The sequence below is a fragment of the Comamonas flocculans genome, assembly GCF_007954405.1.
GTDB lineage: Bacteria > Pseudomonadota > Gammaproteobacteria > Burkholderiales > Burkholderiaceae_C > Comamonas_C > Comamonas_C flocculans.
Genome location: NZ_CP042344.1, coordinates 625661 through 642714 on the forward strand (window position 1 = coordinate 625661; position 17054 = coordinate 642714).

General features: G+C 66.3%; 18 protein-coding genes. 8 read left to right on the forward strand and 10 right to left on the reverse strand.

Annotated features, from left to right (window positions below; genetic code table 11):
* Nucleotides 1–5: 5 nt before the first annotated feature.
* The gene (locus tag FOZ74_RS03200; RefSeq protein WP_146911716.1) at nt 6–473 is read right to left on the reverse strand and encodes an acyl-CoA thioesterase; all 468 of its coding nucleotides are present in this window, start codon (nt 471–473) and stop codon (nt 6–8) included.
* 219 nt (nt 474–692) lie between these two features.
* Between FOZ74_RS03200 and FOZ74_RS03205 the strand changes: the two genes are divergently transcribed.
* The 3 genes from FOZ74_RS03205 (at nt 693) to FOZ74_RS03215 (ending at nt 3422) form a co-directional block, all read left to right on the forward strand.
* Nucleotides 693–1235: a phasin family protein gene (locus FOZ74_RS03205; RefSeq protein WP_146911717.1), complete on the forward strand. Its 543-nt coding sequence runs from the start codon at nt 693–695 to the stop codon at nt 1233–1235.
* A gap of 254 nt (nt 1236–1489) precedes the next feature.
* The gene (locus tag FOZ74_RS03210; protein WP_146911718.1) at nt 1490–2557 is read left to right on the forward strand and encodes an extracellular solute-binding protein; all 1068 of its coding nucleotides are present in this window, start codon (nt 1490–1492) and stop codon (nt 2555–2557) included.
* Nucleotides 2558–2663: 106 nt separating this feature from the next.
* Nucleotides 2664–3422 (forward strand): 3-hydroxyacyl-CoA dehydrogenase, encoded by a 759-nt coding sequence (locus FOZ74_RS03215; protein WP_146911719.1) that lies wholly within the window; start codon nt 2664–2666, stop codon nt 3420–3422.
* A gap of 49 nt (nt 3423–3471) precedes the next feature.
* Here the strand turns inward: FOZ74_RS03215 and FOZ74_RS03220 are convergent, their stop codons facing one another.
* From FOZ74_RS03220 to FOZ74_RS03230, 3 genes are all read right to left on the reverse strand, one after another.
* On the reverse strand, nt 3472–4569 hold the full coding sequence (locus FOZ74_RS03220; RefSeq protein ID WP_255437754.1) for a D-alanyl-D-alanine carboxypeptidase family protein: 1098 nt from the start codon (nt 4567–4569) through the stop codon (nt 3472–3474).
* A gap of 164 nt (nt 4570–4733) precedes the next feature.
* Nucleotides 4734–6272 (reverse strand): 2-isopropylmalate synthase, encoded by a 1539-nt coding sequence (locus FOZ74_RS03225; protein WP_146911720.1) that lies wholly within the window; start codon nt 6270–6272, stop codon nt 4734–4736.
* A 224-nt stretch (nt 6273–6496) separates the two neighbouring features.
* A complete protein-coding gene (locus FOZ74_RS03230; RefSeq protein ID WP_146911721.1) occupies nt 6497–7009 on the reverse strand; it encodes a disulfide bond formation protein B in 513 nt (170 codons plus the stop codon).
* A gap of 148 nt (nt 7010–7157) precedes the next feature.
* On the opposite strand from FOZ74_RS03230, the gene FOZ74_RS03235 reads away from it, so the two are divergent.
* Entirely contained in the window at nt 7158–7601 is a 444-nt protein-coding gene (locus FOZ74_RS03235) for a universal stress protein (protein WP_146911722.1), read from the forward strand.
* 37 nt (nt 7602–7638) lie between these two features.
* Here the strand turns inward: FOZ74_RS03235 and FOZ74_RS03240 are convergent, their stop codons facing one another.
* The 5 genes from FOZ74_RS03240 to FOZ74_RS03260 all read right to left on the reverse strand — a co-directional run bounded on the left by FOZ74_RS03240 (nt 7639) and on the right by FOZ74_RS03260 (nt 12332).
* Nucleotides 7639–9204, reverse strand: coding sequence for a malonate--CoA ligase (locus FOZ74_RS03240; RefSeq protein ID WP_146911723.1), 1566 nt, complete (start codon nt 9202–9204; stop codon nt 7639–7641).
* A 105-nt stretch (nt 9205–9309) separates the two neighbouring features.
* Nucleotides 9310–10131 carry an enoyl-CoA hydratase/isomerase family protein gene (locus FOZ74_RS03245; RefSeq protein ID WP_146911724.1) on the reverse strand — a complete coding sequence of 274 codons (822 nt, stop codon included), beginning with the start codon at nt 10129–10131 and terminating at the stop codon, nt 9310–9312.
* Nucleotides 10121–10942, reverse strand: coding sequence for a prolipoprotein diacylglyceryl transferase (gene lgt, locus FOZ74_RS03250; RefSeq protein ID WP_146911725.1), 822 nt, complete (start codon nt 10940–10942; stop codon nt 10121–10123). Before lgt ends, FOZ74_RS03245 begins: the two co-directional genes overlap by 11 nt.
* A 69-nt stretch (nt 10943–11011) precedes the next feature.
* Nucleotides 11012–11794 carry a 3-hydroxybutyrate dehydrogenase gene (locus FOZ74_RS03255; protein WP_146914056.1) on the reverse strand — a complete coding sequence of 261 codons (783 nt, stop codon included), beginning with the start codon at nt 11792–11794 and terminating at the stop codon, nt 11012–11014.
* Between the two features lie 115 nt (nt 11795–11909).
* Nucleotides 11910–12332, reverse strand: coding sequence for a PaaI family thioesterase (locus FOZ74_RS03260; protein WP_146911726.1), 423 nt, complete (start codon nt 12330–12332; stop codon nt 11910–11912).
* A 166-nt stretch (nt 12333–12498) separates the two neighbouring features.
* Here FOZ74_RS03260 and ilvD point away from each other — a divergent pair, with 166 nt between their 5' ends.
* Nucleotides 12499–14193, forward strand: coding sequence for a dihydroxy-acid dehydratase (gene ilvD, locus FOZ74_RS03265; RefSeq protein ID WP_146911727.1), 1695 nt, complete (start codon nt 12499–12501; stop codon nt 14191–14193).
* A 21-nt stretch (nt 14194–14214) separates the two neighbouring features.
* On the opposite strand, the gene FOZ74_RS03270 is transcribed toward ilvD, so the two are convergent.
* A complete protein-coding gene (locus FOZ74_RS03270) occupies nt 14215–14457 on the reverse strand; it encodes a TIGR04438 family Trp-rich protein (RefSeq protein ID WP_146911728.1) in 243 nt (80 codons plus the stop codon).
* A gap of 108 nt (nt 14458–14565) precedes the next feature.
* Between FOZ74_RS03270 and FOZ74_RS03275 the strand changes: the two genes are divergently transcribed.
* The 3 genes from FOZ74_RS03275 (at nt 14566) to FOZ74_RS03285 (ending at nt 16996) form a co-directional block, all read left to right on the forward strand.
* A complete protein-coding gene (locus FOZ74_RS03275) occupies nt 14566–14877 on the forward strand; it encodes a c-type cytochrome (protein WP_146911729.1) in 312 nt (103 codons plus the stop codon).
* Between the two features lie 239 nt (nt 14878–15116).
* Nucleotides 15117–16418, forward strand: a complete 1302-nt coding sequence (locus FOZ74_RS03280; protein ID WP_146911730.1) for a class I SAM-dependent methyltransferase — start codon at nt 15117–15119, stop codon at nt 16416–16418.
* Nucleotides 16415–16996, forward strand: coding sequence for a peroxidase-related enzyme (locus FOZ74_RS03285; protein ID WP_146911731.1), 582 nt, complete (start codon nt 16415–16417; stop codon nt 16994–16996). The genes FOZ74_RS03280 and FOZ74_RS03285 overlap by 4 nt, the downstream gene beginning before the upstream one ends.
* Nucleotides 16997–17054: the final 58 nt, after the last annotated feature.

Consider the following 17054-nt stretch of genomic DNA (forward strand, 5'->3'; position numbering starts at 1 on the left):
TTCCATCAATGCGGCACGCACAGGTCTTGCAAGGCCTGGCGCAGCTTCTGCGGCAAGGGCCGCGGGCGCTGGTCGCCGCGGCCCACATAGACATGGACGAAATGCCCGCAGGCCGCCGCCATGGACGCCCCCTGGGCAAACAACGCCAGCTCGTAGCGCACGCTGCTGCGCCCGACATGCGCCACGCGCAATCCGGCCTCCACCGTCTGTGGAAAGGCCAGCGGCGCAAAATAGTGGCACTGCGTCTGCACGACGAGGCCCACGGTGTCACCGCCATGGATGTCCAGCGCGCCCTGCTCTATCAACCAGGCGTTCACCGCCGTGTCGAACCAGCTGTAGTAAACGACGTTGTTCACGTGCCCGTAGACGTCGTTGTCCGACCAGCGCGTGGGGATGGAGCGAAAGACGCGATAGGCACCGCGCGCAGGCGGTACGGGGCGCTCGGGCGCCGGTGAAGTCAGGGACGCTGCCATGGGTGGTTCATTGTGCCAGCAGCCCGCGGCCCTCCGGCGCCCGGGCGGCGTGGCAGGAAAACATCTTGGTACAAATAAATGTTGCACTGCAACAAAAAAGCCTTGCAATCGCGGCCCGCATCCTTATAATTCGGGTCATGCTGCACTGCAACATAAGTTGATCAGAGCAGTTCCATGAACCCCCGCCCACAAGGCGGATCTTTGATCAGGAGTATCACCATGTCTTTGCCGCAAGAACAAATTCTGGCCGCCCAAAAGGCCAACCTCGAAACCCTGTTCGGCCTGACCAGCAAGGCCTTCGAAGGCGTTGAACGGCTCATCGAGCTGAACGTGACCGCTTCGCGCGCCGCGCTCTCGGAAGCCAACACCCACGCCCAGGCCGTGTTGTCCGCCAAGGACGCGCAAGAGCTGCTGACGCTGCAAGCCAGCCTGTTCCAGCCCCTGGCCGAAAAGACCCTGGCCTACAGCCGTCACCTGTACGACATCGCCGCCGGCACCAGCTCGGCCTTTGGCAAGGCTTTCGAAGCCCAGGCCACCGAAGCCCAGCGCACCTTCAGCAATTTCGTGGACAGCACCGCCAAGAACGCTCCCGCCGGCACCGAAACCTCGGTGGCCGTGTTCAAGAGCGCCGTGTCGGCTGCCAACAACGCTTTCGAGTCAGTGCAAAAGGCCGTCAAGCAAGCCACCGACATGGCCGAAGCCAACTTCAACGCCGTGAGCACCAGCGCCAGCAAGGTGGCTGCTGCCGGCCGCAAGCGTTGATCGCACAAATACAACAGGGCGATTGAAAGAGACAAGGGTTTACCCTTAAAATCGCCACCATGGCTCGGCAACGAGCCGCCTGTTTCGGTTGTCTCCTTGGATCCTCACGAAATGTCAATTTCTGGATCCCTTCAAGCCCGGCTTCATGCCGGGCTTTTTTTGCTCCCGATCAAACAGGGTGCGAATGCACTGATAACTATTCTCATTTGAACTATGATCCGGGGCTTTACCCAACCCACGCTGATCCCAAGTTCATGATTGCTTCCTTCAAGACCCTTCTGGCGGCCTGTCTCATTGCCGTAACCGGCACGGCCGGCGCGGCGGATGCGGCTGACGCATCGCAGCAGGTGCTCAACCTGTATTCGGCGCGCCACTACCCCTCCGATGAAATCCTCTACGAGGGCTTCACCAAGGCCACCGGCATCAAGATCAACCGCGTCGATGCGGACGACGCCGGCATCATGGCGCGCCTGAAGGCCGAGGGCAGCGCATCGCCCGCCGACGTGATCCTGCTGGTCGATGCCGCGCGTTTTTACCGCGGCGAGCAGGACGGCGTGTTCAAGCCGGTGCGCTCCAAGGTGCTCGAAGAGCTCATCCCCGCCAACCTGCGCGCCGCGCCCGACGCCGACGGCGGCATACAGTGGTTCGGCCTGTCCACGCGCGCGCGCATCATCGTCTACGCCAAGGACAAGGTGAAGGTGCAGGACGTGGACAGCTACGAGAAGCTGGCCGACCCCGTCAACAAGGGCAAGGTCTGCATCCGCTCGGGCTCGCACCCCTACAACCTGAGCCTGTTCGGCACGCTGGCCGAGCACATGGGCGAAGCGAAGACCGAAGCCTGGCTCAAGGGCGTGGTGGCCAACATGGCACGCGCACCCAAGGGCGGCGACACCGACCAGATCCGGGCGGTGGCCGCGGGCGAGTGCGAAATCGCGGTCAGCAACAGCTACTACCTGGCGCGCCTGATGCGCTCGGACAAGCCGGCGGACCAGGCCGTGGCCGCCAAGGTGGCCGCGGTCTTTCCCAACCAGGATTCCTGGGGCACGCACGTGAACATCGCCGGCGGCGCAGTGGCGCGCCACGCGCCGCACCCCGAGAACGCGATCAAGTTCCTCGAATACCTCGCCAGCCCCGAGGCACAGAACTACTTTGCCAACGGCAACAACGAATGGCCCGCGGCCAAGGGCGTGAAATTCGACAATACCGCGCTGCAAGAGATGACCGGCGGCAAACCCTTCAAGACCGAAACCATCCATATCTCGGTCGTCGGCAAGAACATGGCACGCGTGCAGCAGATGCTCGACCGCGCGGGTTTTCGCTGAAGCCGCAGCAGAGGCTCTGCCTTCCAAGACTTTGCAGCCCGGCCTGGCCGGGCTTTTTTCATTGCGCGGCGATAATTGACGTGAACGTCAACTACACGAGGACCCCATGGACATCAAAGGCAAGGTATTCATCGTCACGGGCGGCGCTTCCGGGCTGGGCGAAGGCACGGCGCGCATGCTGGCCGCACGCGGAGCCACGGTGGTGATCGCGGACATGCAGGCCGACAAGGGCGAAGCGGTGGCGCGCGAGATCGAGGGCCATTTCGTGCGCTGCGACGTCAGCAGCGAAGCCGATGGCCAGGCGGTAGTGGCCAAGGCCACGGCGCTGGGCAAGCTCATGGGGCTGGTCAACTGCGCCGGCATCGCCCCCGCCGAGAGGACCGTGGGCAAGAACGGCGCGCACCAGCTCGCCACCTTCACCAAGACCATCACGGTCAACCTGGTGGGCAGCTTCAACATGATTCGCCTGGCGGCCGAAGCCATGGCCAGGAACGAGGCCGAGCCCACGGGCGAGCGCGGCGCCATCGTCTCCACCGCCAGTGTCGCGGCCTACGACGGGCAGATCGGCCAGGCGGCCTATTCCGCATCCAAGGGCGGGGTCGTCGGCATGACGCTGCCGATCGCGCGCGATCTGGCAAGGAGCGGCATACGCAACATGACGATCGCTCCGGGCATCTTCGGCACGCCCATGCTGTTTGGCATGCCCAAGGAGGTGCAGGACGCGCTGGCGGCCGGCGTGCCCTTCCCGAGTCGGCTTGGCACGCCCGAGGACTACGCCAGGCTGGTCTGCCACATCTTTGAAAACGACATGCTCAATGGCGAGGTGATACGCCTGGACGGCGCGATACGCCTGGCCCCGAAATGACGCATGGCCCTTCGGGGCCATGCGCCTGGGCGAGCGGCTTCAACCGCGCTCAGCCATTCGTGGCAAACGAATTGGCCACCTTGTGCCCGCCGTGCCGCGGGCTGGCCTGCAGCCATGAGCGCACGCGTTCGGCATCGGCCAGGCGGCTGAACTTGCCCGCCGAGTCGAGAAACACCATGATGAGCTTGCGCCCGGCAATCTCCGCCTGCATCACCAGGCAGCGCCCCGCTTCGGAGATATAGCCGGTCTTTTGCAGACCGATGTCCCAGACCGGGCTCTTCACCAGCCGGTTGGTGTTGTTGTATTGCAGCGTGCGGCTGCCAACCTCCACTTCATAGCGGGGTGAAGTGGTGAGCTCGCGCAGCAGCGCGTCGTCGTAGGCCACGCCCACCAGGCGCGCCAGGTCGCGCGCGCTCGAGCGGTTCTGGCTCGACAGCCCGGTGGGCTCCACGTAGTGCGTGTCGTGCATGCCCAGCTGCGCGGCCTTGGCGTTCATGCGCCGCACGAAGCCGGCCAGGCCGCCCGGATAGGTACGCCCCAGGGCATGGGCGGCGCGGTTCTCGCTGGACATCAGCGCCAGGTGCAGCAGCTCGCCGCGCGTGAGCGTCGTGCCCACCGCCAGGCGCGAGCGGCTGCCCTTTTCGGTATCGACGTCGGCCTGCGTGATGGTGATCGGCGTGTCCATCGGCAGTTGGGCCTCGGAAATCAGCAAGCCGGTCATCAGCTTGGTAAGCGATGCGATGGGCAGCACCGCCTCGTCGTTCTTGCTCAGCAGCACCTCATGGGTATCCTGGTCGAGCACCAACGCCACGCTGGAGGCCAGCGCCAGCGGATCGGCGGTGGCATGCAGGCCCATCTTCTGCCCGACGGACAACACCGCCGGCGCGGCCACCACATGCGCCCTGCGGGTCGCCGCCCGCGTCCTGCGCTGCGCCAGCGAAGCCTGCGCCTTGCGCTTGGGGCCTGCCTTGTGGGTCGCCGCCTTGGCGGGAGCCCGCTTGACCTGGCTGCTGGTCACGGTCTTCTTGGCCACCGCCTTCTTGCCGGCCGCCTGGGCGCCGGGCGCCGCCAGCGCCAGCGCCAGCGCCAGCAGCGCCACCGACATCCATTGCAGGCAACGCGAGCCGGGGCGAATGCATGCAGGCATCAAATACTCCAGAAATCGAGAAAACTGCGCGCAAGTGTACATACGCAAAAAAAAGCGCGCAAGAACAATATCTTGCGCGCCCTTCTTAAAAATATTCTAGGAACGTTCGGGGTAGCCGGCGAACGTTGGATCGGGGCCAGGCCGTGCCGCGCCCGCTGTCCTCTTCACCCTTGCGCGGCCACCCTGTCGCTGCCGTGGTGCAGCCGGTTGAGGGCGCTCAGATAGGCCTTGGCCGAGGCGACGATGATGTCCGGGTCGGCCCCCGAGCCATTGACCACGTGCCCGCCGCTTTGCAGCCGCACCGTGACTTCGCCCTGCGCATCGGTCGAGCCATTGATCGCATTCACCGAGTACAGCGTCATCTCCGCCCCGCTCTTGACGTGCGCCTCGATCGCGCGCAGCGACGCGTCGACCGGGCCGTTGCCCTCGGCGCTGCTGCGTACCTCCTTGCCGCCCGCGGTGAAGACGATGTCGGCCTTGGGCCGCTCGCCGGTCTCGCTGTGCTGCGACAGCGACACGAAGCCGTACTGCTCATGCTCGGCCAGACCCACGCCGCTGCTGACCAGCGCCAGGATGTCCTCATCGAAGATTTCGCTCTTGCGGTCGGCCAGTTCCTTGAAGCGCGAGAACGCAGCCAGCGTCTCCGCCTCGGACTCGAGCTCCACGCCCAGTTCCTGCAGGCGCTGCTTGAAGGCGTTGCGCCCGCTGAGCTTGCCCAGCACGATCTTGTTGGCCGACCAGCCCACGTCTTCCGCGCGCATGATCTCGTAGGTGTCGCGCGCCTTGAGCACACCGTCCTGGTGGATGCCGCTGGCGTGGGCGAAGGCATTGGCGCCGACCACCGCCTTGTTCGGCTGCACCACGAAGCCGGTGGTCGAGCTCACGAGCTTGCTCGCCGCCAGGATCTGCGTGGTGTCTATGCCCACCTGCAGGCCGAAGTAGTCCTTGCGCGTCTTGACGGCCATGACGACCTCTTCGAGCGAGCAGTTGCCCGCGCGCTCGCCCAGGCCGTTGATGGTGCATTCCACCTGGCGCGCGCCGCCCACCTTCACGCCCGCCAGGCTGTTGGCCACCGCCATGCCCAGGTCGTTGTGGCAGTGCACGCTCCAGACGGCCTTGTCGCTGTCCGGCACTTTTTCACGCAGCGTCTTGATGAAATTGCCATAGAGCTCGGGGATGCCGTAACCCACGGTGTCGGGGATGTTGATCGTCGTCGCGCCTTCCTTGATCACCGCTTCGCACACGCGCGCCAGGAAGTCGATGTCGCTGCGGTAGCCGTCCTCGGCGCTGAATTCGATGTCGTCACGCAGATTGCGCGCAAAGCGGGTGGAAAGGCGCGCCTGCTCGAACACCTCCTCGGGCGTCATGCGCAGCTTCTTTTCCATGTGCAGCGGGCTGGTGGCGATGAACAGATGGATGCGCGCGTTCTGGCTGTCCGCCAGCGCCTCGGCCGCGCGCGCGATGTCGCGGTCGTTGGCGCGCGCCAGCGAGCAGACGGTGGAGTCCTTCACCGTGCGCGCAATCGCCTGGATGCATTCGAAGTCGCCATTGCTGCTGGCGGCAAAACCGGCCTCGATCACGTCCACTTTCAGGCGTTCGAGCTGGCGCGCGATGCGCAGCTTCTCGTCGCGCGTCATGGAAGCGCCGGGCGACTGCTCGCCGTCGCGCAGGGTGGTGTCGAAGATGATGAGTTTGTCGGTCATGGTTTTCTTGCTCCTTGCCACCAGCAACACGAATGAAAACGGCCCGCTGCTGGAGCATGCGGGCCGTCGGAAATTCGAATCGATGGAAAAAACAGTGAACGCGTCGGCCCGCTACCTATGGCAGTAGCGCCAGTAGTGCCAGCAGCAGCGCCGCAGCGGCTGCGGCGGCGCGGATCGGCAGGGTGGCGGGCGAATTCATGCGCGCAAATGTAGCACAGGCGCGGTCATGGGGTGCGCCGCAGGGCGGCGCGCACCAGCATCGCGATCAGCAGCAGGCCAAAGAGCGTGAAGCAGACGAAGGACCAGTTGGCGATGGAGCCGCCGAGAAAACGCCAGTCCACCACGGTGCAGTCGCCCGAGCCGCGAAAGATCATCGGGATGGCGCGGCTGAGCGCGTAGTTCTCGATGATGCCGTAGAAGTCGCGCCCGCAGGTGGCGACCTCGGGCGGATACCACTGCAGCCAGCTCTGGCGCGCCGCGACGAAGGCGCCAAAGCCCGCGCCCAGCAGGGCCAGCAAGCTCCAGGCCATGCGCCAGGGCGCGCCGCCGCGGGCCGCCCCAAGACCGGTGAAGACCGCCACCGCGATCAAGGCGTAGCGCTGCACGATGCACATCGGGCAGGGCTCCAGCCCCTGGCCATACTGCAGGTACATGCCGAAGGCCAGCATGGCCACGCAGGCGGCGCTGATGAGCGCCAGCAGGCGGCGCGGGGTCTGGGCTATGAGGCTTGGGAGCACGTTTTTCTTTCTTTGGCAAAAGCCGCGGGCATGAAAAGGCGGTGGCAAGCCACCGGCCGGCCCGCGGTGTGGGTATTCTCGGGCACCGCCGGCGCCCGGCCTGTAGTGAGCGGCACGGCGCCCGAGAGTTCAACCCGGAGCACTGTCCATGTACAAACGCATCCTGATTGCCACCGATGGCTCGCCCCTGTCCGACAAGGCCGTGCAACACGGTCTGCGCCTGGCAGCCCTCACGCGGGCACGCGTGCTGGCGCTGCGCGTATTGCCGCGCTATCCGCGCAAGTTCTTCGATGGCGGCCTGAGCCTGGACGAGCAGCAGATCCGCCAGATCGAGGAACAGTGGCGCGATGAAGTCCGGGCGACGCTGGCCAGCGTCAAGGACCGCGGCAGCGAGGAAGGCGTGATGGTCAAGACCCTGACGCCGCGCTCCGATCAGGTGGCGGAGGCGATTCTCGCGGCCGCGCGCAAGCATGGGTGCGATCTGATCGTCATGGCCTCGCATGGACGGCGCGGCGTCAAGCGCCTGCTGCTGGGCAGCGAGACGCAGAACGTGCTCACGCATGCCGAGATTCCGGTGCTGGTTCTGAGATGAAATCGACCTGAAACGCTTGCCCCTCCTTCGCTGACAGCTACTTTTTCAGGAACAAATCCCGATACTGCTCGCGCAGCAGGTTCTTTTGCACCTTGCCCATGCTGTTGCGTGGCAGCTGTGCAGCGATGAAGCAGCGCCTGGGCACCTTGAAGTGCGCCAGCTGCGCGCGCAGCGTGGTGATGACGGCTTCGGTATCCGGCCTGGCTCCCGCGCGCGGCACGATGACGGCCACGCCCACCTCGCCAAAATCGGCATGCGGCACGCCGACGACCGCGCTCTCGGCTACACCGGGCAGCTCGTTGATGAAGCCCTCGATCTCGGCCGGATAGACGTTGAAGCCGCCGCTGATGAAAAGGTCCTTGCTGCGCCCGACGATGCTGACGTAGCCGCGCGCATCCTGCTGGCCCACGTCGCCGGTCTTGAACCAGCCGCCTGCGGCGAACTCCTGCGCGGTCTTTTCCGGCATCTGCCAGTAGCCCTTGAAGACGTTGGGCCCGCGCACCTCGATGTTGCCGATCTCGCCGGCGGGCAGCGGCTTGCCGTCGTCGTCCACCACGCGCAGCTCGGTGCCGGGCAGGGGAAAACCGACGGTGCCGCCGCGCCGCTCGCTCTGGCCGTCGTGGCGTGCGTCGGCACCGCAGGGGTTGGAGCAGAGCATCACGGTCTCGCTCATGCCGTAGCGTTCCAGGATGGTGTGGCCGGTGCGCTCCTGCCAGGCGGCGAAGGTATCGACCAAGAGCGGCGCCGAGCCGGAGATGAACAGGCGCATGTGCGCCGCCGCCTCGCGCGTCAAGCTTGTTTCCGCCAGCATGCGCACATAGAGCGTGGGCACGCCCATGAAGACGGTGGCACGCGCGAAGGCGGCGATCGTCGCCCTGGCGTCGAACTTGTTGAACCAGACCATGGGGCTGCCGTTGATCAACGCGCCGTGCACGCCGACGAACAGGCCGTGCGCGTGGTAGATCGGCAGCGCGTGGATCAGCACATCACCGGGCTGCCAGCCCCAGTAGTCCTTGAGCACCAGGGCGTTGGAGAGCAGGTTGCCGTGCGTGAGCATCGCGCCCTTGCTGCGCCCCGTCGTGCCGCTGGTGTAGAGGATGGCGGCCATGTCGTCCCTGCCGCACGCCACCGGCGTGTGCCGGTCGCCGCACTGCGCGGCGCGCTCGAGCAGGCTGCCGCTGCGGTCCTGCCCCAGCGTGAAGACGCTGTGCGTGCCGGCCTTGAACGCCGTTTTTGACACCCAGCCGAAGTTCTGCGGCGTGCAGACCACGACGGCCGGTTCGGCGTTGCCGATGAAGTATTCGATCTCGGCCTGCTGGTACGCCGTGTTCAGCGGCAGGAACACATGCCCGGCGCGCAGCACCGCCAGGTACAGCAGCATGGCCTCGACCGATTTTTCGACCTGCACCGCGATGCGGCTGAATGCGGGCAGATCGAGCGATGCAAGCAGGTTGGCGATGCGCGCGCTGGCGTGCTCCAGGTCGGCCCAGGAGTAGTTCAGCGGCGCGCCCTCGGGCGTGCTGGCAAAGACCGCTGTCGCGTCCAGGTTCTTCGGAAAGGCGGCGCGCAGGGCGCTGTAGAGGTTTTGCGAAGGCAACTGCATCAAAGGCTCCTGTGGATCCAGCCCCTTGAAGCTTGCATTCGCGGGGGCGGCTCCGGCCGCGAAGGGCCTTTGCGGCCGGAGGCGCCCCCATGGCGAATGCGGACTTCAGTGGGCGTCATCCGTAAAACGCGGCTTGCGCTTGGCGAGGAAGGCCTCTATGCCTTCATGGTGCTCGCGGCTGTCGGCGTAGGCGTAAGGGTCTTCAAGTCCTGAAACCATAGCTGTTGGCGCTTGTCCATCAAGCGTTTGGGCCGTATTTCTTTCAAATAACGAACGCAGCACGCGCTTGTTCAGCCGGGCGGCCTGCGGCGACAGCGCGGCGATGTGGCGGGCCAGCTTCTCGGCCCTGTCCTGCAGCTCTGGCGGGGCCAGCACCTCGGCCAGGAAACCGCTGGCCTGCAGCGCGCGCGCGTCGAAGGTGGCGGCGGCCAGCAGCATCTGCCGCGCCAGCGCGTCGCCCACGCTCCTCGCGACAAGCAGCGCCTCGCGCGGCGCCATCGGGAAACCCAGGCGCGCGATCGGCGCGCCAAAGCGCGCGCCCTCCTCGGCCAGGCGGATGTCGCAGCAACTGGCGATCTCCACGCCCGCGCCCATGCAGGCGCCGCGGATCGCGGCAACGATGGGCACCTCGCACTCCAGCATGGCCGACAGGCCTCCCCAGACCTCGATCTCGTGAAAGTCGCGCAGCTTTTGCGCATCGAAGCGAAACGCCGGGTATTCGGAAATATCGCCGCCGGCGCAGAAGGCCTCACCCTCGCCTTGCACCAGCACGCAGCGCGCGCCGGCGTCGGCCTGGATGCCCTCGAACACCGTGCGCAGCTCGCGCCACATGGCGCGCGCCATCGCGTTCAGGCGCCCGGGGTGGCGCAGCGTGACGCGCACGATGCCCAGCGCATCGGCCGCTTCCAGCACGATCTCACCGGCCATGCGCCGCCCCCTGCCGCTGCGCCCACAGCCACAGCAGCACGCCCGCGAGCACCATGGGAATGCACAGCCACTGGCCCATGCTCAGGCCCAGCGACAGCAGGCCGAGGTAGTCGTCGGGCTCGCGGAAATACTCGGCCGTAAAGCGCAGCACGCCGTAGCCGACGAGGAAGGCCGCCGTCACTTCGCCCCTCTTGCGCGGACGCCGGGCATAGAGCCACAGCAGCACGAAGAGCAGCAGCCCTTCGAGCAGGAACTGGTAGATCTGCGATGGATGGCGCGGCTGCATAGCGCCGCTTTGCGGAAACACCATGGCCCAGGGCAGCTCGGGCGAGGCAAAGCGCCCCCACAGCTCGCCATTGATGAAATTGCCGACGCGCCCGGCCGCCAGGCCCGTGGGCACGCAGGGCGCGACGAAGTCGACCACCTGCAGCCAGGGGCGCCGGCGCGAATGCGCGTACCACAGCATGGCCAGCGCCACGCCCAGCATGCCGCCGTGAAAGCTCATGCCGCCCTTCCAGACGGCAAAAATCTCCAGCGGGTGGCCGGCGTAGTAGCCGGGCTTGTAGAACAGGCAGTAGCCCAGGCGCCCGCCGACGATCACGCCGAGCACCCCAAGGAAGAGGATGTCTTCCACGTCCTTGCGCGTCCAGGCCGCGTCGCCCCGCATCGAGGCATAGGGCTGGTGCTTCAGGCGCAAGTTGCCCAGCCACAGGAACAGACCGAAGGCGGCCAGATAGGTCAGGCCATACCAGTGGATCGCCAGCGGCCCGACCTGCAGGGCCACCGGATCGATGCGGGGGTACATCAGCATGGCGGCGATTGTGCAGCAGCGCGCCCGCCGCGCGCCCCGCCCCGCCGCCCGCCCGGCGGCGCAGCCGGCTTACTGCATGAACCAGCCGTGGCTCACCACCAGCGACTGGCCGGTCAGCGCATTGCTCGGCCAGCTCGCGAAGGTGAGCGCGGCCTGCGCGACGTCGTCCACGGTAGTGAATTCGCCATCGACCGTTTCCTTGAGCATCACGTTCTTGATCACCTCTTCCTCGCTGATGCCCAGCTCCTGCGCCTGTTCGGGGATCTGTTTTTCAACGAGCGGCGTGCGCACGAAGCCGGGGCAGATCACGTTGCTGCGGATGTTGTGCTGCGCGCCCTCCTTGGCGATGACCTTGGCCAGGCCTTCCAGGCCGTGCTTGGCCGTGACGTAGGGGCTCTTGAGCTTGGACGCCTCCTTGGAGTGCACCGAACCCATGAAGATGATGCTGCCGCCGCGCCCCGAGGCGATCATCTGGCGCACCGCGGCGCGCGAGGTGAGGAAACCGCCGTCGAGGTGCACCGCGAGCAGCTTCTTCCAGTCCGAGAATTTGAAGTCCTGGATCGGCGCGACGATCTGGATGCCGGCGTTGCTCACCAGGATGTCCACCGCGCCGAGCTCTTTTTGCACCCGCGCAAAACCCTCGTCCACCGCCTGCTCGCTGGTCACGTCCATGGCGATGCCCATGGTCTTGACGCCCTTGCTGGCGATGGCGTCTGCGGCGGCCTGGGCATCGGCCTGCTTGAGGTCGGCCACCACGACCTGGGCTCCGGCATCGGCGAAGACTTCGGCGATGCGCTTTCCCAGACCGCTGGCGGCGCCCGTGACGAGGGCGGTCTTGCCCTTGAGGCTCAGCGTGGTGGTGGCTTGGATGGATTGTTTTTCGCTCATGGTTTGCTCCTGATCAACACGCCATGAGATGGGGGCGGATGCGGGCTTTGTCAAGCGCCGCGTCCTGAAGGCCGGCGCTTCAGGGCCGCACGAAGACCATGGTGGCCTGCATCAGCGCGACCACCTTGCAATCCTGCGCGCCCTCGGCATAGGCGCGCACCTCGCCGGTGCACACGCCCATGCTCTTGCCCGCATTGACCACCCGCCCGACGGCAAGGAAGCGCTGCCCCAGCGCGGGGCGCAGGAAGTTGACCTTGAACTCGGCCGTGACCACGTCGCAGCCCTCGGGCGCGCGGGTCAGCGCCGCGTAGCCGCAGGCGCTGTCCACGATGCTGGTCACCGCGCCCGCATGCACGTAACCATGCTGCTGGCTGAGCGCGGCGCTTGCGGGCATCTCGATTTCCACCACGCCATCCTCCACGCGCGCCAGCCGCGCGCCCAGCGTTTTCATCAAGCCCTGGGCCGCGAAACTGCGCGCCACCCTGTCGTGCACATCTGTCATGTTTCTCCTGGCTACCGCCCTTGTTTTGATAACTGGTGGCGCTTGCCGGGCAAGCGTTTGCACCTGTTTTTCCTTGAATTCCTGCAGTGCGGCCGGGCAAATCGGCACGCACTACACTCGAACCACTCTCCTGCAACCCCTGGCCCGCGCGCCAGCACACCCCGCCATGACCGACCCCAAAGCCATCAACCACCGCTCCGCCCATATTACCGAAGGCAAGGCCCGCGCACCCAACCGCTCGATGTTCTACGGCATGGGCTACAAGGAGGGTGACTTCAAGAAACCCATGGTCGGCGTGGCCAACGGCCACAGCACCATCACGCCGTGCAACAGCGGCCTGCAGCGCCTGGCGGACGCGGCCATCGAGGGCATCCAGCTGGCCGGAGGCAATGCGCAGGTGTTCGGCACGCCGACCATCAGCGACGGCATGGCCATGGGCACCGAAGGCATGAAGTATTCGCTCGTGAGCCGCGAGGTCATCAGCGACTGCGTCGAGACCTGCGTGCAGGGCCAGTGGATGGACGGCTGCGTCGTCATCGGCGGCTGCGACAAGAACTTGCCCGGCGGCATGATGGGCATGCTGCGCGCCAACGTGCCCAGCATCTATGTGTATGGCGGCACCATCCTGCCCGGCTGCGTGAACGGCTGCGACCTGAACATCGTCAGCGTCTTCGAGGCCGTGGGCGAGAACGCCGCCGGCAAGATCAGCGACGGCCAGCTCAAGGAGATCGAGCAGCACGCGATTCCGGGCACCGGCTCGTGCGGCGGCATGTACACCGCCAACACCATGAGCAGCGCCTTCGAGGCCATGGGCATGAGCCTGCCCTATTCGTCCACCATGGCCAATCCGCACCAGGAGAAGGTCGATTCGGCGCGCGAATCCGCCAGGGTGCTGATCGAAGCCATCCAGCGCGACCTGAAGCCGCGCGACATCGTCACGAAAAAATCCATCGAGAACGCCGTCGCCGTGATCATGGCCGTGGGCGGCTCGACCAATGCGGTGCTGCACTTCCTGGCGATCGCCCACGCAGCCGGGGTGGACTGGAGCATCGACGACTTCGAGCGCATGCGCAAGAAGGTACCGGTGTTCTGCGACCTCAAGCCCAGCGGCAAGTACCTGGCCGTGGACCTGCACAAGGCCGGCGGCATTCCGCAGGTGATGAAGATGCTGCTGAACGCCGGGCTGCTGCACGGCGACTGCATGACCATCACCGGCAAGACCATTGCCGAAACGCTGGCCGACGTGCCCGATGCGCCGCGCGCCGACCAGGACGTGATCCACCCGATCGACCAGCCGCTGTACAAGCAAGGCCACCTGGCCATCCTCAAGGGCAACCTCAGCACCGAGGGCTGCGTGGCCAAGATCACCGGCCTGAAGAACCCGGTCATCACCGGCCCGGCGCGCGTGTTCGACGACGAGCAGTCGGCGCTTGCCGCCATTCTCGATCACAAGATCCAGGCCGGCGACGTGATGGTGCTGCGCTACCTCGGCCCCAAGGGCGGCCCGGGCATGCCCGAGATGCTCGCGCCCACCGGCGCGCTGATCGGCGAAGGCCTGGGCGAGAGCGTGGGATTGATCACCGACGGGCGCTTTTCCGGCGGCACCTGGGGCATGGTGGTCGGCCACGTGGCGCCCGAAGCGGCCGTGGGCGGCACGATAGCCCTGGTGCAGGAAGGGGATTCGATCACCATCGATGCGCGCCAACTGTTGCTGCAGCTCAACGTTTCCGACGAGGAAATCGCGCGCCGGCGCGCCGCCTGGAAGGCCCCCGCGCCGCGCTACACGCGCGGCGTGTTGGCCAAATTTGCGCGCAACGCTTCCACCGCCAGTCGCGGTGCGGTGCTGGACGCGTTCGACTGAAGCGGCCTGCAGCGCGGGCGCTCAGCGCCTGCGCCGGGGCGCCATGCCCAGCGACTCCTTCTGCCGCTGCACGCGTTCACGCTTGCGCCGGTCCATTTTTTCCATGGCCTTGCGCTTGGTGAAACCCGTGGAATCGGCCCACACCCACCAGGCGAAGGTGAGCGCAAAAGGCGCCAGCACCCACCACCACGACCAGGCGGCCACCGGGGCGACCTCCAGGTATTTCAGGAGCACCAGCAGCACGCCCAGAATCAGTGTGTACACAAGTCACCTCGGGTCAAAGATGGGTAAATGGACTGGTCAAGTCAACTTCGGTCACTAGAATAGCGTTATCCACTCCGTATTTCCACCAACCTTCTGAAGGGAAACACCATGAAAGCCGCCCTGATCGCCCTCACCGTCGCATTCGCCGCATCGGCGCCCGCTTTTGCGCAGGATGCCGCCGCGCTGGCCAAGTCCAAGAACTGCATGTCCTGCCATGCGGTGGACAAGAAGGTGGTGGGTCCGGCCTACAAGGAAGTGGCCAAGAAGTTCGCCGGCCAGAAGGACGCCGAGGCGCAGCTCATCAAGGCCGTGCTCGAAGGCAGCAAGGGCGTGTGGGGCCCGATCCCCATGCCCGCCAACAAGAACGTGAGCCAGGCCGAAGCCAAGCAGCTGGTGGACTGGATTCTCTCGATGAAGTGATCCGGCCCGCGCCGGCGCAAGGGCTGCCAGGTTTTAGCCTGGCGGCCCTTTTTCGTTTGCGCCGCCCGGTGGCCGGCGCACGGGCCTTGCACGCAAGTGCCTGCATGCCTTTATATTTGCGAGTGGCAAGGCGGCAATGCTCGGGAGGGTTTGCATGACTCCCTGCAGTTGCTGCCAACGCGCGAGGGTCATGCAAACCCTCCCTCGGTTTTGTGCTCGCATTTAAGGAGGACTGCGCCATGAGGCCGCCCTACGGCTCGCTTGAGGCCAGGCTGGAAAAGTCGCCCGTTCCCATCGCCATCGTGCTGCCAGACGGTGACCGCATCGGCCCCGCCGATGCTTCGCTGCGCCTGACGCTGCACGACCCCGCCGCGGTGGCGGCGCTCGCTACGGGCGCGATCGGCACCGTGGGCGCGGAGATCGTCGAAGGGCGGGTGCGGTTCGAGGGCAGCGTGCGCGAGCTGATGCTCGCGGCCCAGGCGCTGCTGCAGGCCGACCCGGTGCATGACGAGCACACCACCTGGTGGCGCCAGGCCCTGGTGTGGTACGTCTCGCGCGCACGCCACACCACGGCCAGGGACGCGGAGAACATCCAGTTCCACTACGACGTCTCGGACGACTTCTACGCGCTCTGGCTCGACCCCTGGCGCGTGTATTCCTGCGCCTACTACCGCACGCCGGACATGGCGCTCGCGCAGGCCCAGGAAGCCAAGCTCGACCACATCTGCCGCAAGCTGCGCCTGCAGCCGGGCGAGCGCTTCCTGGATGTGGGCTCGGGCTGGGGCGGCATGCTGCTGTGGGCGGCCGAGCACTACGGCGTGCAGGGCACCGGCATCACGCTGTCCAGGAACCAGTACGCCTATGTGCAAAAGTGCATAGAAGAGCGCGGCCTTGGCGGGCGCGTACAGGTGCTGCTGCAGGACTACCGCGAGCTGCAGGTGAGCGAGCCCTTCGACAAGATCTCCTCCATCGGCATGTTCGAGCATGTGGGCCGCGCGCAGATGCCCACCTACTTTTCCACGCTGCAGCGCCTGCTCAAGCCCGGCGGCCTGGCGATGAACCATGGCATCACCGCCGGCGGCGTGGACAACACCGGGCTGGGCGCGGGCCTGGGCGAATTCATCGACCGCTACATCTTTCCCGGCGGCGAGCTGCTGCACGTGAGCGTGGCGCTGCAGGAGATCGCCCGCGCCGGGCTGGAGATGGTGGACACCGAAAACATCCGCCCGCACTACGCGCGCACGCTCTGGGCCTGGTCGGACGCGCTGGAGGCGCAGCTGCCGCGCGCGCGGGAGATCCTGGTGGCGCAGCACGGCGAAGACCGCGGCGACAAGGTGCTGCGCGCCTACCGCCTGTATCTGGCGGGCTGCGCGCTGGGCTTCGAGCAGGGCTGGGTGGCGCTGCACCAGATTCTCATGACCCGCCCCGACGGCCTGCCCGACAGCGGGCCCATGGCCGGCGCGCAGAGCGAATACCCGTTCAACCGCGAATACATCTACACCCCGCCCCAAGCGGGCGCCACACCGCGAAGGCAGCCATGACACAACGCTACCCCGTGCCCGAACTGGCCAGCCTGCCCGAGGACGTCCGCGCGCGCATCCTCGAAGTGCAGGAAAAGGCCGGCTTCATCCCCAACGTCTTCCTCGCCTTCGCGCGCCGCCCGGCCGAATGGCGCGCCTTCTTCGCCTACCACGACGCGCTCATGCTCAAGGAGGAAGGCAGCCTTAGCAAGGGCGAGCGCGAGATGATCGTCGTCGCCACGAGCAGCGCCAACGGCTGCCTGTACTGCGTGGTGGCGCACGGCGCGCTGCTGCGCATCTACGAAAAGCAGCCGCTGGTGAGCGACCAGGTGGCGGTCAACTACCGCAAGGCCGACATCACGCCGCGCCAGCGCGCCATGCTGGACTTCGCGCTCAAGGTCAGCCAGCGCTCCGCCGAGATCGAGGAGGCCGACTTCGAGCAGCTGCATGCGCACGGTTTCGACGACGAGGACATCTGGGACATCGCCGCGATCAGCGCCTTCTTCGGCCTGTCCAACCGCATGGCAAGTTTTGCCAGCATGCTGCCCAACCCCGAGTTCTACCTGATGGGCCGCCTGCCGCGCGAGAAGAAGGCCTGAGCCTCTCTTGTGCTTCTGCATTCATAGCTGCTTGCACTTGCCCAGCAAGCGTTTGGGC

Coding starts and splice junctions, on each gene's coding strand:
- FOZ74_RS03280 (WP_146911730.1), top strand. CDS start 15,117: ATGAGGCCGCCCTACGGCTCGCTTGAGGCCAGGCTGGAAAAGTCGCCC.
- FOZ74_RS03240 (WP_146911723.1), bottom strand. CDS start 9,204: ATGCAGTTGCCTTCGCAAAACCTCTACAGCGCCCTGCGCGCCGCCTTT.
- FOZ74_RS03215 (WP_146911719.1), top strand. CDS start 2,664: ATGGACATCAAAGGCAAGGTATTCATCGTCACGGGCGGCGCTTCCGGG.
- FOZ74_RS03210 (WP_146911718.1), top strand. CDS start 1,490: ATGATTGCTTCCTTCAAGACCCTTCTGGCGGCCTGTCTCATTGCCGTA.
- FOZ74_RS03225 (WP_146911720.1), bottom strand. CDS start 6,272: ATGACCGACAAACTCATCATCTTCGACACCACCCTGCGCGACGGCGAG.
- lgt (WP_146911725.1), bottom strand. CDS start 10,942: ATGCTGATGTACCCCCGCATCGATCCGGTGGCCCTGCAGGTCGGGCCG.
- FOZ74_RS03245 (WP_146911724.1), bottom strand. CDS start 10,131: ATGGCCGGTGAGATCGTGCTGGAAGCGGCCGATGCGCTGGGCATCGTG.
- FOZ74_RS03285 (WP_146911731.1), top strand. CDS start 16,415: ATGACACAACGCTACCCCGTGCCCGAACTGGCCAGCCTGCCCGAGGAC.
- FOZ74_RS03275 (WP_146911729.1), top strand. CDS start 14,566: ATGAAAGCCGCCCTGATCGCCCTCACCGTCGCATTCGCCGCATCGGCG.
- FOZ74_RS03235 (WP_146911722.1), top strand. CDS start 7,158: ATGTACAAACGCATCCTGATTGCCACCGATGGCTCGCCCCTGTCCGAC.
- FOZ74_RS03260 (WP_146911726.1), bottom strand. CDS start 12,332: ATGACAGATGTGCACGACAGGGTGGCGCGCAGTTTCGCGGCCCAGGGC.
- FOZ74_RS03200 (WP_146911716.1), bottom strand. CDS start 473: ATGGCAGCGTCCCTGACTTCACCGGCGCCCGAGCGCCCCGTACCGCCT.
- FOZ74_RS03220 (WP_255437754.1), bottom strand. CDS start 4,569: ATGCCTGCATGCATTCGCCCCGGCTCGCGTTGCCTGCAATGGATGTCG.
- FOZ74_RS03205 (WP_146911717.1), top strand. CDS start 693: ATGTCTTTGCCGCAAGAACAAATTCTGGCCGCCCAAAAGGCCAACCTC.
- ilvD (WP_146911727.1), top strand. CDS start 12,499: ATGACCGACCCCAAAGCCATCAACCACCGCTCCGCCCATATTACCGAA.